Origin of the sequence: Litorihabitans aurantiacus, assembly GCF_030161595.1 — a bacterium.
GTDB classification, from domain to species: Bacteria; Actinomycetota; Actinomycetes; order Actinomycetales; family Beutenbergiaceae; genus Litorihabitans; species Litorihabitans aurantiacus.
Genome location: NZ_BSUM01000001.1, coordinates 711,536 through 724,279, shown reverse-complemented (window position 1 = coordinate 724,279; position 12,744 = coordinate 711,536). Strand labels below are relative to the sequence as shown.

The 12,744-nt window shown below is 72.0% G+C and carries 14 protein-coding genes and 1 pseudogene; 1 reads left to right on the top strand and 14 read right to left on the bottom strand.

Annotated features, from left to right (window positions below; all coding sequences use genetic code 11):
* Positions 1-3: 3 nt before the first annotated feature.
* The 10 genes from QQK22_RS03385 to QQK22_RS03345 all read right to left on the bottom strand — a co-directional run bounded on the left by QQK22_RS03385 (position 4) and on the right by QQK22_RS03345 (position 7,676).
* Positions 4-894 carry a F0F1 ATP synthase subunit gamma gene (locus QQK22_RS03385; RefSeq protein WP_284249409.1) on the bottom strand — a complete coding sequence of 297 codons (891 nt, stop codon included), beginning with the start codon at positions 892-894 and terminating at the stop codon, positions 4-6.
* A gap of 3 nt (positions 895-897) precedes the next feature.
* Positions 898-2,529: a F0F1 ATP synthase subunit alpha gene (atpA, locus tag QQK22_RS03380; RefSeq protein WP_284249407.1), complete on the bottom strand. Its 1,632-nt coding sequence runs from the start codon at positions 2,527-2,529 to the stop codon at positions 898-900.
* A gap of 52 nt (positions 2,530-2,581) precedes the next feature.
* Positions 2,582-3,397: a F0F1 ATP synthase subunit delta gene (locus QQK22_RS03375; RefSeq protein WP_284249405.1), complete on the bottom strand. Its 816-nt coding sequence runs from the start codon at positions 3,395-3,397 to the stop codon at positions 2,582-2,584.
* A complete protein-coding gene (locus tag QQK22_RS03370) occupies positions 3,397-3,966 on the bottom strand; it encodes a F0F1 ATP synthase subunit B (RefSeq protein WP_284252514.1) in 570 nt (189 codons plus the stop codon). The genes QQK22_RS03375 and QQK22_RS03370 overlap by 1 nt, the downstream gene beginning before the upstream one ends.
* An 8-nt stretch (positions 3,967-3,974) precedes the next feature.
* Positions 3,975-4,199 carry an ATP synthase F0 subunit C gene (gene atpE / locus QQK22_RS03365; RefSeq protein ID WP_284249403.1) on the bottom strand — a complete coding sequence of 75 codons (225 nt, stop codon included), beginning with the start codon at positions 4,197-4,199 and terminating at the stop codon, positions 3,975-3,977.
* A gap of 114 nt (positions 4,200-4,313) precedes the next feature.
* Positions 4,314-4,406 carry a hypothetical protein gene (locus tag QQK22_RS19495; RefSeq protein WP_488803225.1) on the bottom strand — a complete coding sequence of 31 codons (93 nt, stop codon included), beginning with the start codon at positions 4,404-4,406 and terminating at the stop codon, positions 4,314-4,316.
* Positions 4,407-4,453: 47 nt separating this feature from the next.
* Positions 4,454-4,978 (bottom strand): F0F1 ATP synthase subunit A, encoded by a 525-nt coding sequence (locus QQK22_RS03360; RefSeq protein ID WP_348525627.1) that lies wholly within the window; start codon positions 4,976-4,978, stop codon positions 4,454-4,456.
* Positions 4,979-5,271: 293 nt separating this feature from the next.
* Positions 5,272-5,709 (bottom strand): Cg1360 family ATP-synthase-associated protein, encoded by a 438-nt coding sequence (locus QQK22_RS03355; protein ID WP_284249400.1) that lies wholly within the window; start codon positions 5,707-5,709, stop codon positions 5,272-5,274.
* A 66-nt stretch (positions 5,710-5,775) separates the two neighbouring features.
* The gene (locus QQK22_RS03350) at positions 5,776-6,918 is read right to left on the bottom strand and encodes an MraY family glycosyltransferase (RefSeq protein ID WP_284249399.1); all 1,143 of its coding nucleotides are present in this window, start codon (positions 6,916-6,918) and stop codon (positions 5,776-5,778) included.
* On the bottom strand, positions 6,915-7,676 hold the full coding sequence (locus QQK22_RS03345; RefSeq protein WP_284249397.1) for an L-threonylcarbamoyladenylate synthase: 762 nt from the start codon (positions 7,674-7,676) through the stop codon (positions 6,915-6,917). The genes QQK22_RS03350 and QQK22_RS03345 overlap by 4 nt, the downstream gene beginning before the upstream one ends.
* Positions 7,677-7,726: 50 nt before the next feature.
* On the opposite strand from QQK22_RS03345, the gene QQK22_RS03340 reads away from it, so the two are divergent.
* Complete coding sequence (locus QQK22_RS03340) at positions 7,727-8,128, top strand: VanZ family protein (protein ID WP_284249395.1); 402 nt, start codon at positions 7,727-7,729, stop codon at positions 8,126-8,128.
* Here QQK22_RS03340 and prmC read toward each other — a convergent pair.
* The 4 genes and pseudogenes from prmC to rho form a co-directional block, all read right to left on the bottom strand.
* The gene (gene prmC / locus QQK22_RS03335; protein ID WP_284249393.1) at positions 8,079-8,954 is read right to left on the bottom strand and encodes a peptide chain release factor N(5)-glutamine methyltransferase; all 876 of its coding nucleotides are present in this window, start codon (positions 8,952-8,954) and stop codon (positions 8,079-8,081) included. The genes QQK22_RS03340 and prmC overlap by 50 nt on opposite strands.
* Positions 8,951-10,036 (bottom strand): peptide chain release factor 1, encoded by a 1,086-nt coding sequence (prfA, locus tag QQK22_RS03330; protein WP_284249392.1) that lies wholly within the window; start codon positions 10,034-10,036, stop codon positions 8,951-8,953. The genes prmC and prfA overlap by 4 nt, the downstream gene beginning before the upstream one ends.
* 105 nt (positions 10,037-10,141) lie before the next feature.
* The gene (rpmE, locus tag QQK22_RS03325) at positions 10,142-10,357 is read right to left on the bottom strand and encodes a 50S ribosomal protein L31 (RefSeq protein ID WP_109230549.1); all 216 of its coding nucleotides are present in this window, start codon (positions 10,355-10,357) and stop codon (positions 10,142-10,144) included.
* A gap of 237 nt (positions 10,358-10,594) precedes the next feature.
* Positions 10,595-12,681 (bottom strand): annotated as a pseudogene (gene rho / locus QQK22_RS03320) (transcription termination factor Rho).
* Positions 12,682-12,744 lie beyond the last annotated feature (63 nt).

Below are 12,744 nucleotides of genomic sequence, written 5' to 3'. Positions count from 1 at the left end.
CGATCAGCCGGCGAGGGCGTCGGCACCGGAGACGATCTCGCTGATCTCCTGGGTGATGTCCGCCTGCCGGGCCGAGTTGGCCAGTCGGGTGTAGTTGCGAATGATGTCTTCGGCGTTCTCGGTCGCCGTGTGCATGGCGCGCTGCCGCGCCGCCAGCTCCGAGGCCGCGGCCTGGTGCATCGCCGTGAAGATTCGCGCCTGGATGTAGCGCGGCAGGAGCGAGTCGAGCACGACCTCGGCCGACGGCTCGAAGTCGTACAGCGGCACCGGGCCATCACCCGCGGGAGCGACGCCCTCGACGACCTCCAGCGGCAGGATGCGCACGACGCGCGGCTCCTGGCTGACCATGGACGCGAACCGCGTGTAGACGAGGTGGATCTCGCTCACGCCACCGTCCTCCGCCGGGGCGCGGAACGCCTCCAGCAGGGTCTCGGCGATCTCCACGGACCGCTCGAGCGCGGGGGCGTCGGAGTTGCCGAGCCAGGTCTGCACCATCTCGCGACCGCGGAAGGTGAAGTAGCCGACCCCGCGCCGACCCGCGACGTAGAGCTCGGGCTGCTTGCCCTCCTCGGTGAGGCGGGTGAGGAGCTTCTCCGCCTCACGCAGGACGCTGGCGTTGTACGAGCCCGCCATGCCGCGGTCCGCGGTGAGCACGAGCACCGCCACGCGGGAGGTGTCGGCGCGCTCCGAGAGGAGCGGGTGGTCGACGTCGCCGTGCGTGGCGGCCGCCGACAGCGCGCGCGTGATCGCACGCGAGTACGGCGCCGCGGCCTGGGCCTGGGCCCGGGCCTTGCCGATGCGGGAGGCAGCGATGAGCTCCATGGCGCGGAACATCTTCTTCAGGGTCTGGGTCGACCTGATCCGCTGCTTGTAGACGCGCTGCTGACCTGCCACAGCTCAGCCCCGCTTCTGCGTGACGATCTGCTCCTGCTCGACGTCCAGGCCCTCGTCGTCGACCTGCTCGTCGCTGCCGAGGAGGTCGCCGTCGGAGGTCTGGAAGGTCGGCGCGAAGGACTGGATCGAGCTCTTGAGCGCCTCGAGCGAGGCGTCGTCGAGCTTGCCGGTCGTCGCGATCGCCCCCAGGACGTCGGTGGTGCGGCGCACGTGGTCGAGCATCTCGCGCTCGAAGCGCAGCACGTCGGCGACGGGGACGTCGTCCAGGTAGCCGTTGGTACCGGCCCAGATCGCGACGACCTGGTCCTCGACCGGGTACGGCGAGTACTGGGGCTGCTTGAGCAGCTCCGTCAGACGCTCACCGCGGGCCAGCGCCTGGCGCGAGGCCGGGTCGAGGTCCGAGGCGAACATCGCGAAGGCCGCGAGCGAGCGGTACTGGGCGAGCGTGAGCTTCAGCGTTCCCGAGACGTTCTTCATGGCCTTGACCTGCGCGGCACCACCGACGCGGGACACCGAGATGCCGACGTCGACGGCGGGCCGCTGGTTGGCGTTGAACAGGTCCGACTGCAGGAAGATCTGGCCGTCGGTGATCGAGATGACGTTGGTCGGGATGTAGGCCGAGACGTCGTTGGCCTTGGTCTCGATGATCGGCAGGCCGGTCATCGAGCCGGCGCCGAGCTCGTCGGAGAGCTTGGCGCACCTCTCGAGCAGGCGGGAGTGCAGGTAGAAGACGTCGCCCGGGTAGGCCTCGCGGCCCGGCGGGCGGCGCAGCAGGAGCGACACGGCGCGGTAGGCCTCGGCCTGCTTCGACAGGTCGTCGAAGACGACGAGCACGTGCTTGCCCTCGTACATCCACTGCTGGCCGATGGCCGAGCCGGTGTAGGGGGCGAGGTACTTGAACCCGGCCGGGTCGGACGCGGGGGCGGCTACGATCGTCGTGTACTCGAGCGCGCCGGCCTCCTCCAGGGCGCCTCGCACCGCGGCGATGGTCGAACCCTTCTGACCGATGGCGACGTAGATGCAGCGCACCTGCTTCTCGGGGTCGCCCGAGTCCCAGTTGGCCTTCTGGTTGAGGATCGTGTCGAGCGCGATGGCCGTCTTGCCGGTCTTGCGGTCGCCGATGATGAGCTGACGCTGGCCGCGGCCGATCGGGATCATCGAGTCGATCGCCTTGATGCCGGTCTGCAGCGGCTCGTGCACGCTCTTGCGCGCCATGACGCCCGGAGCCTGCAGCTCGAGGGCGCGGCGACCGCTCGTGGCGATCTCGCCGAGGCCGTCGACCGGCGCGCCGAGCGGGTCGACGACGCGGCCGAGGTAGCCGTCACCGACGGGCACCGAGAGCACCTCGCCCGTGCGGCGGACCTCCTGGCCCTCCTGGATGCCGGTGAACTCACCGAGGACCACCACACCGATGTGGCGGACGTCGAGGCTCAGCGCGAGGCCGAGCGTGCCGTCCTCGAACGTGAGCAGCTCGTTGGCCATGGCGCCGGGCAGCCCCTCGACCTCGGCGATGCCGTCAGCCGCGAGCGTGACCCGACCCACCTCCTCGCGAGCGTCGGTCGTGGGGGTGTAGGAGCTGACGAACGTGTCGAGCGCAGCCCTGATCTCCTCGGGCTTGATCGTGAGCTCAGCCATCGGTTCCTTCTCTCGTCTCTCGCGCCGGGCGCGGGGTGTGGGGGTGAGCAGCTCAGCCGGCGATGCGGCGTCGGGCTTCGGCAAGCTTGGACAGCACGGTGGCGTCGACGACCTCGGCGCCCACCTGGATGCGCAACCCGCCCACGATGCTCGGGTCGAGGGCCACGTTCACGTGCACCTCGGTGTCGTAGATGCGCGACAGCGTCGCGGTCAGGCGCTCCACCTGGGCGGAGGTCAGCGGCGTGGCCGCGAGGACGGACGCGACGACGCGCTGCCGACGCGCCGAGGCCAGCTCGGCGATGCGCGCCAGGCGCGTGGTCACCGTCCGCTGGCGCAGCGCGCCGACGGTGCGGCGCACGAGCACCTGCGACTCGGGAGCGATCTGACCCTCGAGCAGGCGGTCGGACAGCGCGACGCGCTGCTCCCGGGTCGCGTCCGTGGAGGCGAGCGCGACGCGCAGGTCGCGCTCCCCCGCCAGGATCCGACCGAGGCGGAACAGGTCCTCCTCGACGCGCAGCAGGTCGCCGCGCGCCTCGGCGGCCACGAGCACCGCCGTCGTGCCGAGCTCCTCGAGCGCCTCGGGCAGGTCGGCGTCCGCGGACCAGCGCGAGCGGGCCAGGCCCGCGACGAGGTCCACGACGTCGTCGTGCACCTTGCCGCGCAGGAGACCCGTGGCCAGCTGGGCCTTGGAGTCACCGCTGCGGGTGGGGTCGGTGAGCGCGCGACGCAGGGAGACCGAGCCGTCGAGCGCGTCGACCACGGAGAAGATCTGCTCCCCGAGCTCTCGGGCACCCTCGCCGGCGGCGTCGAGGATCGGCGTGAACCGCTCGTCCGCCGCGGAGAGCGAGGCCTCACTGGTCGCGCGCATCACTTCTCCGTCTCTGCGACCGACGCGACCGGGGTCGCGCCGTTCGCGCTCGTCTCGTCGAGCTCCGCCAGGAAGCGGTCGATGACGCGGGACTGACGCGCGTCGTCGGCCAGCGACTCCCCGACGATGCGCGAGGCGAGGTCGGTGGCGAGCGAGCCGATGTCGGCGCGCAGCGACGTCACGGCCTGCTGGCGCTCGGCCTCGATCTGGCGGTGCGCGTTCTCGACGATGCGCTGCGCCTCCGCCTGGGCCTTGTTCTTGGCCTCGGCGACGATCTCGTTGCCCTCGCCGTTGGCCTCCTCGCGGATGCGACCGGCCTCCTGGCGGGCGGCGACGAGCTCGGCGTCACGCTCGGAGCGGGCGGCGTCGGCCTCGGCCTGCGCCTGGGCGGCCTTCTCGAGGCCACCCTCGATCTTCTCGGCGCGCTCGTCGAGGATCGCGGTCATCTTCGGCATCAGGTACTTGAAGAAGAAGATCGCGATCGGGATCAGGACGACCGCCGACCACACGACGTCGTACATCGCGGGAAGCAGGATGTTGGTGCTCTCCGCGAGGATCACCTCGTCCATGCCGGAACTCACGTGAAGAGCAGACCGGCGACCAGACCCAGCAGACCGAGCACCTCGACGAGGGCGGCACCGATGATCATGGTCGAGAAGAGGCGGTTGGCGACCTCGGGCTGGCGAGCCATGCCCTCGGCGGTCTTGCCGACCAGGATGCCCAGGCCGATACCCGGGCCCAGGGTCGCCAGGCCGTAGCCGACGGTGGCGATGTTTCCGGTGAGCTCAGCGTAGTTGTCCACAGGGGGTTCCTTCCGGTTGGCGCCGTGTGCGGCGTCTGTAGGTGCAGTCCGATTCCCGGTGCGGGTGGGTCGGCGGTGGAGCGGGTCAGATGGAGCGGGTGGCGCAGGCGGAGGTCAGTGCTCCTCCTCCTGCGACATGTTCAGGTAGATCGCCGCGAGCAGCGTGAAGATGTAGGCCTGCAGGATCGCGATGAAGACCTCGAAGATCGTGATGCCGAAGCCGCCTAGAAGGGCGAGGACACCGGTCAGCTTGATCAGGCCGCCCCCTCGAAGAAGAGGAAGTTCGTGCCGGCGAAGCAGAGCACCAGCATCAGGTGTCCGGCGAGCATGTTCGCCAGGAGTCGCAGCGCGAGCGTCGCGGGCCGCAGGATGAAGACCTGGAGGATCTCGATCGGCGTGACGATCGGGTACATGTACCAGGGCACGCTGCTCGGGAAGAGGCTGGTCTTGAGGTAGCCCACCACCCCGTGCTTGCGCACACCGGTCGCGAGGTACATGACGTAGACCCAGAGCGCGAGCAGCAGCGGGAGCCCGACGACGGACGTGCCACCGATGTTCAGCGCGGGTATCACGCCGGAGATGTTCATCGCGATGATCGTGAAGAAGATCGTGGTCAGCATCGGGGTGAACCGGCGACCGTTGACCTTCCCGAGGATCTGCTCGACGATCTGGACGCGCACGAAGTCGAGGACGAACTCGACGGCGGCCTGAGCGCGGCCCGGCACGAGCTTCGCGCGGCGGGTGGCCAGCCAGAGGATGAGGATCAGGGCCACGGCCATGATCACGCGCACCATCATGATGCGGTTGAACTCGAAGGGGTCCCCTCGAAGAAGATGGCCGGAGGGAAGAACTCCTCCAGACCGGGCGCCTTGAAGCCATCACCCTCGGCGGCGAGGATCTGAGAACTCGTGAACAGGGGGAACTCCCGCGTGCGTCGTCGGTGAACAGGTCAGTGACGGCTCACCGTGATGGTCTCAGGTGATCTCCTTGAACAGCCTACCCGATCGTGGGCCCCTCCCGGCCCGGACCGGGCCGGTGGGAGCACCCTCCGACGGGCCTCCGAGCGACACCCTCAGTCGGTGATGTCGACCTTCGCCTCGGGCACCTCGACGTTCGTCAGCCGCGCCGTCATCACGGCGTGGATGTCGATGACGACGCCCGCGAGGACGACGCTGACGAGCACGCCGGCGAGCACGTAGCGGTCGTAGAAGTCCGCCTCTCGCAGGACCAGCAGGATCGCGATGATCAGCACCATCTTGACGATCCACGAGCCCAGCACGATGAGCAGGAGGATCTGCGGCTCGCGCCCCACAGCGCCCCACAGGCTCAGGCTCGTGGTCCCCACGAGGATGGCCGCCATCACGGCCCCGAGCACCGCGCCCCACAGGCCCGGGGTCTGGGCGGCCAGCACCCCGACGACGGCGCCGATGAGGACGATGACGGCGCTGACGATGCTCTGGCGTCGGACGATCGTGCGCATGAGCGCGGTCAGGGTGGAGGTGGCAACCATGCCCTCAGTCTCCCACGGGGCCGTGACGGCCCGACGGGGAGGGCTCGGGCGCGCGCCGGTGCGCCGTCAGGCGTGCGGCTCCGGCGTCCGCACGTGGCGGTGCCGGTGACGGGTGCGCCGCACGGGCAGGGGCACGGCCGTCAGCACCACTCCGATCGCCACCCCCACCGCCAGGCCGATCAGCACCGTCACGAGGGGCAGGAACGCCAGCGCGACGGCGCCGGCCGCGAAGATCGCCGTCCACCCGTAGAGGATCACCACCGTGCGGCGGTGGGAGTGCCCGCGCTGCATGAGGCGGTGGTGCAGGTGCTGCCCGTCGGCCGCGAACGGGGACTTGCCCGCCGCGATGCGCCGCACGACGGCGAACACCAGGTCCACCAGCGGCACCAGCATCACCGCCACCGGCAGGAGGATCGGCAGGAACGCCGGCAGCCCCACCAGACCCGTGAGCTGCGACGACGCGCCGGGGTCGATGTTGCCCGTCACGACGATGCCGGCCGCGGAGACCGTCAGCCCGAGGAACATGGCCCCGGAGTCGCCCATGAAGATCGAGGCGCGGTAGAAGTTGTGCGGCAGGAACCCCAGGCACGCCCCGACCACCGCCGCGATCACGAGCGTGGCGAGGTTGGCGTAGTCCGCCTCGGTCGAGCGCGTGAGGTAGTAGGTGTAGGCGAAGAAGGCCACACCGCCGATCGCGACCAGCCCGGCGGCGAGACCGTCGAGCCCGTCGACGAAGTTCACGGCGTTGATCGCGACCAGCACCACGAGCAGCGTGATCGCCAGCAGCATCCGCGGCGAGAAGATGGCGATCGAGTCGAACAGCGGCACCGTGACCATCTGGACGCCCTGCCAGACCATGAGCCCCGCGCACAGCACCTGGCCCACGAGCTTCGTCATCCAGTCCAGGTCCCAGATGTCGTCCGCGGCGCCGAGCACGCAGATCAGCCCGGCAGCACCGAGGATCGCCCACGCCTGGTTCGACATCGTGAACACGTCGCCGAGGAACTCGGTGCGCGAGGCCACGAGAAGTGCGACGGCGAATCCCGCCAGCATCGCGATCCCGCCCAGGCGGGGCGTCGGCACGGTGTGGACGTCCCGGTCGCGCAGCGGCGTCACGGCGTTCACGCGGCGGGCCAGGACGCGCACGAGCGGGGTGGCCACGAACGTCACCGCCGCCGCCAGCGCGATGACGAGCAGGTAGATCCTCACCCGGGCTGCCCCGCGTCGCCGTCGCGCGCCTCGTCGGAGGCGGCGGGCTCGTCGGTGGCCTCGCCGTCGACGACGTCGACGACGTCGACCTCCTCGACCTCCTCGACCTGCGCAGCCTCCTCGACCTCCCCCAGGTGGGGCACGACGGCGGCGAGCCGCGCGCGGTCGATCGCGCCGTCGCGCACGATCCGCAAGCGCGGACCCGTCGCGTCGACGATGGTCGAGGGCTGCCCGCCGGGGGCCTCACCGTCGTCCAGGTAGCCCGCGACGCGCGCGCCGAGCTGGTCCTTGGCGCCCTGCGCCGTCGTGGCCGCAGGCGCACCCGTGCGGTTGGCCGAGGAGACGGCGAGCGGACCGGTCGCGCGCAGGAGGTCGAGCGCGACCTCGTGGTCGGGCATGCGGAGGGCGACCGTGCCGGCCGTCTCCCCCAGGTCCCACGTCAGCGTCGGCTGCGCGCGGACGATGATCGTGAGCGCGCCGGGCCAGAACGCCTCGGCCAGCGCGCGGGCGGCGGGCGCGACGTCGACCGCGAGCACGTCGAGCATCGCGGGGGTGGCCACCAGCACGGGCGGCGGCATCTGCCGGCCCCGGCCCTTGGCGGCCAGCAGGGCGGCGACGGCGTCGGCGTCGAACGCGTCGGCCGCGATCCCGTAGACCGTGTCGGTCGGGAGGACGACGAGGCCGCCGGTGGAGAGCACGGTGGTCGCCTGCTCGATGCTGGCGGCGCGCTGCTGCGGGGTGCACGGCAGGATGGTCACGCGAGCGATCCTCCCACGGCTGCCGCCGGCCGACGTGGCAGGCTGCCGGGGTGCCGCCTCGATCCACCCTCGTGCTGCGCCGCCTCCTGCTGGCCGCCGCGCTCGCCGTCAACCTCTGGGCGATGTACGCCCCCGCGGTGCCCGGGCCCGGCGTCGAGCTGCCCCTGGGCCTGCGCCCCGACCTCGTCGGTCACGCCGCCAGCTTCGCCGCGCTGACGTTCACCGGGCTGCTGGCGGGCGTCCGGCCGCGGCTGCTGCTGGCGCTCGTCGCGCTGAACGCCGTGGCGAGCGAGGTGGTCCAGCACCTGTTCCTGCCCGACCGGACGGGCGACCTGGCGGACCTGGCCGCGGACGCCGTCGGGATCGCCGTGGGGTGGCTCGCCTGGCGCGCGGCGCGGCGCCTCAGGGAGCGACGGCGCGCACGCCCCGGTCCCGACCCGTCAGGTCGGTGAAGCTCGTCACGTCGACGAACCCCGCGGCGCTCGTGATCGCGCGCACCGCGGCCGCCTGCACCTCGGCGTGCTCCATCACGAACACTCCCCCGCCGCGCAGCAGGCGGCGGGCGGTGAGCACGACGGCGCGCGGCACCTCCAGCCCGTCGGCGCCGCCCCCGTAGAGCGCGAGATCGGGGTCGTGCTCGCGCACCTCGGGCTCGTTCGGGACGGCGTCGGGCGGGATGTAGGGCGGGTTGGAGACGAGGACGTCGACGGTGCCGTCGAGGTCGGCCAGGAGTGCGGGGTCGCGCACGTCGCCCTGCTCCACGCGCACCCCGGCGCCGTCCTCGGGTGCGTTCGCGGCGTGGTTGCGGCGGGTGAGGGCGACGGCCTCGGGCGAGGCGTCGACGGCGATCACGCGCGCGCCGGGCACCTCGACGGCGAGCGAGACCGCGATCCCGCCGGCGCCGCAGCACAGGTCGACGAGCAGGGGCTCGCGCCCGGCCGCCGCGACGGCGAGCGCGGCGTCGACGCCGTGCTGCGCGACCACCTCGGTCTCCGGCCGCGGGACGAAGACGCCGGGTTCGGCGGCCAGCGTCACGTGCCGGAACGCGGCGTGACCGACGATGTGCTGCAGGGGTTCGCGGCGCCGTCGGCGATCGACGAGGGCGGCGAAGTCGGCACGGAAGTCGTCCGGGAGCTCGGCCGGGGCGTAGGCGAGGTGCGGGACGTCGAGGAGGTGGGTCGCGAGCGCGCGCGCGTCGTGCTCGGGCGAGGGCACGCCCGCCTCGGCCAGGATCCCGGCGGCGCCCCGGACCATCGACCGCAGGTCGGGCTGCGTCACCGCTCCCCCGCGGCCGCCAGCCGTGCCGCCTCGTCCATCTCGATCGCCGAGGCGAGCAGGGGGTCGAGGTCGCCGTCGAGCACCGCGTCGAGGTTGTAGGCCTTGTAGCCCGTGCGGTGGTCGGCGATGCGGTTCTCGGGGAAGTTGTAGGTGCGGATGCGCTCGGAGCGGTCGACGGTGCGGACCTGGCTGCGGCGCGCCTCGCTGGCCGCGGCGTCGGCGGCCTCCTGGCGAGCGGCGAGGATGCGGGCGCGCAGCACGCGCATCCCGGCCTCACGGTTCTGCAGCTGGCTCTTCTCGTTCTGCATCGAGACCACGATGCCGGTGGGCAGGTGGGTGATGCGGACGGCGGAGTCGGTGGTGTTGACGCTCTGGCCGCCCGGTCCCGAGGAGCGGAAGACGTCGATGCGCAGGTCGTTCTGCTCGATCTCGACCTCGCCCTCGTCGTCGGCCTCGGGCAGCACGAGCACGCCGGCCGCGGAGGTGTGGATGCGGCCCTGCGACTCGGTGACGGGCACGCGCTGCACGCGGTGGACGCCGCCCTCGTACTTCAGGGCGGCCCAGACCCCCTCCTCCGGAGCGTTGCCGCGCGACTTCACGGCGAGCTGGACGTCCTTGTAGCCGCCGAGCGCGGAGTCGGTGAACTCGATGACCTGCGTGGACCAGCCGCGGCGCTCGGCGTAGCGCGTGTACATGCGCAGCAGGTCGCCCGCGAACAGCGCGGACTCCTCCCCGCCCTCGCCGGCCTTGATCTCGAGGATGACGTCGCGGCCGTCGTCGGGGTCGCGCGGAACGAGCACGCGGCGCAGGTGGTCCGCAGCGGGCGCGACCTTCGCGAGCAGCTCGGCGTGCTCGGCGGCGAAGTCGGGGTCCTCGTCGGCCAGCTCGGCGGCGGCCTCGGCGTCGGAGACGACGCTGCGCCACGCGCGGTAGGCGCCGACGACGCGGCCCAGCTCGGAGTAGCGCCGGCCGACCTTCTTCGCGCGCCCGGGGCTCGCGTGCAGCTCGGGGTCGGCGAGGTCGCGCTCGAGCTGGGCGTACTCCTCGAGCAGGCCGTGCACGACGGCGAAGTCCTCGCTCACGCGATCTCCTTGCGGGTGGCCGGGGTTCCGGGCGGAAGAGCTCCGGGGCGGAAAAGACGAAGCGAGCGCCGGCACCCGCAGGGGTGCCGGCGCTCGCCGAGGTCGCTAGTTGGCGGCCTTCTTGCCGAAGCGGCGCTCGAACGCCGCGACGCGACCACCCGTGTCGAGGATCTTCTGCTTGCCCGTGTAGAACGGGTGGCAGGCGCTGCACACGTCGGAGCTGATCTTGCCCGACTTCTCGGTGCTGCGGGTGGTGAAGGTGTTGCCGCACGTGCACGTCACCTCGGTGACGACGTACTCGGGGTGGATACCGCTCTTCATGGAGTCCTCCTGTGTGGGGTGCTGCCGGGTCGCCACCTGCGGAGCGAGGGACGTGAACCGGAAGCCGACAAGTATTCTGCCAGACCCGTCAAGTCGACCCTCGCGAGAGGTTTTCCGACCCTCCGCGAGAGGATTGCGGACCCTCGCCGAGAGGTTTCCTGACGCTCGCCGAAGGGCTGCGGACCCTCCCCGCGGTGTCGGAAAACCTCTCGGGGAGGGTCAGAGAACCTCTCGCGGTCAGCCGACGAGCTCGTTGGTCTGGTTCGGGACCGACGGGGTCGTCTTCTGGACGGTCATGAGGAACTCGGCGTTGGTCGGCAGCTCACGGACCTTGCCCAGCAGCAGCTCGAGCGCGGGCTGCTGCTCGAGGCCACCCATGATCCGACGCAGCTTCCAGATGATCTTCAGCTCGTCGGCCGCGACCAGGATCTCCTCGCGGCGCGTGCTCGAGGCGTTGACGTCGATCGCCGGGAAGACGCGCTTGTCGGACAGGTGGCGCGAGAGCCGCAGCTCCATGTTCCCCGTGCCCTTGAACTCCTCGAAGATGACCTCGTCCATCTTGGAGCCGGTCTCCACCAGCGCCGTCGCGAGGATCGTGAGCGAGCCGCCCCGCTCGATGTTGCGCGCCGCACCGAAGAACTTCTTGGGCGGGTAGAGCGCCGAGGCGTCCACACCACCGGACAGGATGCGGCCCGACGCCGGAGCCGCCAGGTTGTAGGCGCGCGAGAGTCGCGTCAGGGAGTCCAGCAGCACGACGACGTCCTGGCCGAGCTCGACCAGACGCTTGGCGCGCTCGATGGCGAGCTCCGCGACGATCGTGTGGTCGGACGGCGGGCGGTCGAACGTCGAGGCGATGACCTCGCCCTTGACCGTGCGCTCCCAGTCGGTGACCTCCTCGGGACGCTCGTCCGCGAGGACGACCATGAGGTGGACCTCGGGGTTGTTCGTCGTGATCGCGTTCGCGATCTGCTGCATCACGATCGTCTTGCCCGCCTTCGGGGGCGCCACGATGAGGCCGCGCTGGCCCTTCCCGATCGGCGAGACCAGGTCGATGATGCGGGCCGTGATGGCCTGCGGCTGGGTCTCCAGGCGCAGACGCTGCTGCGGGTAGAGCGGGGTGAGCTTGCCGAACTCCGGTCGGTTGCGGGCCTTGTCGACCGGCATGCCGTTGACCGTGTCGAGGCGGACCAGCGCGTTGTACTTCTGGCGGTTGCCCTGGCCGCCGCCCTGCTGCTCGCCCTCGCGGGGGCGCGGATGGCGCCGGTGATGGCGTCGCCGCGGCGCAGCGCGTTCTTCTTCACCTGGCCGAGCGGCACGTAGACGTCGTCGGACCCCGGCAGGTAGCCGGACGTGCGCACGAAGCCGTAGTTGTCGGTGATGTCGAGGACGCCGGCGACGGGCACGAGCACGTCGTCGTCCGACAGCTCGACCTCGTCGTAGGTCAGCGGCGCGTCGCCGCGACCGCCGCGTCGCTTGCCGCCGCGGTCGCGATCACGGTCGCGGAAGCGATCACGGCCGCGACGACGGCGCCCGCCGGGCTCGTCGTCGAAGATGTCCTGGGTGCGCTGCCGGCCACCGGAGTTGCCGCCCTGGTTCTGGCCGCCCTGGTTGCTCTGGCCGCCCTGGTTGCCCTGGTTTCCCCGCTGACCCTGGTTGCCGCCCTGGCCACCACGACCCTGCTGACCACCCTGCCCGGGCTGGCCGCCCTGTGCGGTCTGGCCGGCCTCGTCCTCGCTGCGCGGCTCGGGGAGCTTGATGTCGTCCAGCCCCTGGCGGCGCCCGCCCTGGCGCCCGCCGCCGTCGCGCTGACGACGCCCGCCTTGGCGACCTCCGCCGTCGCCGTCGGTCGAGGCACCGTCGGACTGGCGAGCACGCTCGGACCGCTCGCCGCGATCGGCCGCGGCCGCATCCGACGAGGTGGCCTGCTCGGAGGTGCGCTGCTCGGAGGTGCGCTGGTCGGGCGCGCCACCCTCGCGACGCCCACGCCCGCGGCGGGGTTCGCCGTCGGCGGCGCGCTCGGCCCGCGCCGAGTCGGAGGAGGGGGCCGACGACGCCGCGGGCTGCGCCGTCGCCGGTGCGGCAGCCGCGGCGTCGTCGCCGGCAGCGCGCGCGGCGCGGGGCGCGCGCTCGGCGGAGCGCGCGGGCGCGGAGGACGCGCTCCCGCCGGCGCCGCGCGCCGAGCGGATGGCGGTCACGAGGTCGCCCTTGCGCATCTTGGAGGTCCCGGAGATGCCGAGGCCGCTGGCGACCTGCTGCAGCTCGGCGAGACGGAGGGTGCTGAGGGACCCGCCGCGCGAGGCGGCAGCGTCGGTGGTGTCGGTCACGAGTGTCCTTTGCGGTGCGCCCGGGTGGCGCGAAGTCGTGGGGTTCCGGCCGCTGCGTTCGGA